Raw genomic sequence first — 991 nt, 5'->3', positions numbered from 1 at the left:
CTCCTTGTCGATGGCGGCGTAGACCTGCGCGGCTCGCCAGCCCTCCGGGATCAGCAGTTGGCGCGGCTTCTCGGGTGCTTCCCCCGGGGACAGCAGGGGGAGGAGGACCGTCGCCCCGAGCCCGAGCCCGAGCAGGGCGGTGAACAGGAGCAGCAGGCGGCCTCGGCGGGTGAGCCGGGAGCGGCGCTGCGGCGGCTGGTACGCATGAGGCATACCGGCACGCTAGCGCTCATTCCTCATGATTCCCGGCATTCCCCCGCGCTCCAGTCATACGATCACACGTTCACCGGAGTCGGTGCGGTGTCCGTGTCCGCATCCGTGTCCGTCTCCGCGTCCGTACCCCGGCCCTGGCCCCGGTCGGCCGCCCGCCCCCGCTGGGGCGTATGGGCGGCGGCGTCCCGGTCCCGCCGGACGAGCGCCGCGTAACGGCCGCCGGCTCCCAGGAGTTCCTCGTGCGTACCGCGCTCGGCTATGCGGCCGGCGTCCAGGACCACGATCTGGTCGGCGTCCCGGATGGTGGAGAGGCGGTGCGCGATGGTGATGGTGGTACGGCCCCGGGAGAGGTTGTCGATGGCCCGCTGCACGGCGTGCTCCGTGCGGGTGTCGAGGGCGCTGGTGGCCTCGTCCAGGATGAGTACCGGCGGGTCGCGCAGGATGGTGCGCGCGATGGCCAGGCGCTGCTTCTCCCCTCCGGAGAAGCGGTAGCCGCGCTCACCGACCAGGGTGTCGTATCCGTCGGGCAGGGATGCGATGTGGTCGTGGATCTGTGCCGCGCGGGCCGCCTCCGTGATCTCCTCGTCGGTGGCGTCCGGTTTGGCGAAGCGCAGATTGTCGGCCACCGAGGCGTGGAAGAGGTAGGTCTCCTGGGAGACCACGCCTATGGAGCGGGCGAGCGAGTCGAAGTCCAGGTCGCGTACGTCCACCCCGTCGAGGGCGACCCGTCCGCCGGTGACGTCGTACAGCCGGGGCACCAGGTAGCTGAGGGTGCTCT

General features: G+C 71.3%; 1 protein-coding gene and 1 pseudogene. Both read right to left on the bottom strand.

The annotated features are described in order from the left end of the window. A pseudogene (locus VR44_RS26400) lies at positions 1–213 on the bottom strand (endolytic transglycosylase MltG); the annotation flags it as partial. Positions 214–275: 62 nt separating this feature from the next. Next, the coding region (locus VR44_RS26395; RefSeq protein ID WP_045950103.1) for an ABC transporter ATP-binding protein at positions 276–991 on the bottom strand (716 nt) is incomplete at its 5' end.

The sequence above is a fragment of the Streptomyces katrae genome (assembly GCF_000966975.1).
Classification (GTDB): Bacteria; Actinomycetota; Actinomycetes; order Streptomycetales; family Streptomycetaceae; genus Streptomyces; species Streptomyces katrae.
The sequence above is the reverse complement of the archived record's forward strand: the minus strand, read 5'-3'. Positions and strand labels throughout refer to the sequence as shown.